Origin of the sequence: Sinomonas sp., assembly GCF_036848755.1 — a bacterium.
Lineage (GTDB): Bacteria > Actinomycetota > Actinomycetes > Actinomycetales > Micrococcaceae > Sinomonas.
Map to the genome: position 1 here is coordinate 1 of NZ_DAIUJO010000098.1, position 1,535 is coordinate 1,535.

The window sequence follows — 1,535 nt, forward strand, 5'->3', positions numbered from 1 at the left end:
ACGAGCCGGCGCGGCGGCAGTCGCCGTCTGGGCAGCGGGCTGATCAGAGGGACGCCTACCACCCTTCGATGTGGGCGCCGGCGGCATGGGCGGCGCGCCGGATTTAACCTCACGGCTACCTCGCCTTTGACGGTTAGTCAGGACAAACGTGTCATATGGATTGTCGGCGCAGCGGTCCGGGGGCAGAGCGATCGCGCAGCGCCATCACGTGGTCCGGGCGGACAACCCGCCCGCCGTTCACAGGAGACATCCATGAAGCTCAAGACTGCCCTCGGAGCCACCGCCGCCATCGCGGCTATGGCTCTCTCCCTCACCGCCTGCGCCCAGAGCAGCACGGAAGGGGGCAGCGCCGCCGACAGCGGAGCGAAGACCGTCCGGGTCTTCATCAGCGGCGACACGAACATCCAGTCGGTCTGGGAGAAGGACCTTGCTCCCGCCTTCGAGAAGGCGAACCCGGGCTATAAGGTCCAAGTCACGATCGACCTGCACGGCGAACACGACGCCCAGACGCTCGCGAAGCTCACGAGCTCCGTCGAGCAGAAGAAGGATCCCGGCTTCGATCTCGTCGACGCGGGGTTCATCCCCAAGGCCTCCGCGGCCAACCTCCTCGTTCCCGTGGACTCGACGAAGGTTCCGTCGCTCGCGAACATCCCCTCCGACGTCGTCAAGGCTGGTGGCTCCGGCGGCATCCCTTACCGCGGATCCTCCGTCCTGCTCGCCTACGACACCAAGGCCGTGCCGACGCCGCCCAAGACGCTGGACCAGCTCCTCGCCTGGATCAAGGCCAACCCGGGCAAGTTCACCTACAACTCGCCCAAGTCGGGCGGCTCGGGGGCCTCCTTCGTCGCGACGGTACTGGACAAGTACGTCCCCGCCGATGCGCGGCAGAAGATGACGGTCGGCTACGACAAGAGCCTCGAGTCGTATTGGGACCAGGGTTTCGCCGAGCTCAAGGGACTCAACCAGTACGTGTACCAGAAGGGCGTGTACCCCAACGGCAATCAGCAGACGCTCGCACTCCTCTCGAGCGGGCAGATCTCGATGGCGCCCGTCTGGTCCGACCAGTTCACCACCGGCGTCGCGAACGGCTCGATCCCCTCGACGGTCAAGGCGGAGCAGATCTCGGACCCGTCCTTCACAGGCGGCGCGGCCTATCTCGGCGTCCCCTCGAACAGCCCCAATGCTGAAGCGGCCCTCAAGCTCGCCGAATTCGTGCTGCAGCCCGCGCAGCAGGCCATGATCGTCAAGGACATCTCGGGCTACCCCGCGATCTCCCTCGACAAGCTCCCCAAGGACCTGCAGGACAAGTTCGCGAACGCTGACACGAACAACCTCCGCAAGGGCTATTTCGACCAGATGTCCAAGGACCTCAACAACCTGTGGGACCAGAAGGTCCCCGGCCAGTGACCGCCGAAGCCAGCGCGGGACGCCCCGCACGGGGCACTGACAGGCCTGCCGCCGCGCGTGCGGCGGCAGGAGCTGTGGCGCCCGCCGCCCGAGCTCCTGGACGAGGCGATGGACGACGCCACGCGCCT

At 66.6% G+C, this 1,535-nt stretch carries 1 protein-coding gene; it reads left to right on the forward strand.

The window, feature by feature from the left end; translation table 11 throughout:
• Positions 1 to 252: 252 nt before the first annotated feature.
• Positions 253 to 1,407, forward strand: a complete 1,155-nt coding sequence (locus V7053_RS14420) for an extracellular solute-binding protein (RefSeq protein WP_334172968.1) — start codon at positions 253 to 255, stop codon at positions 1,405 to 1,407.
• Positions 1,408 to 1,535: the final 128 nt, after the last annotated feature.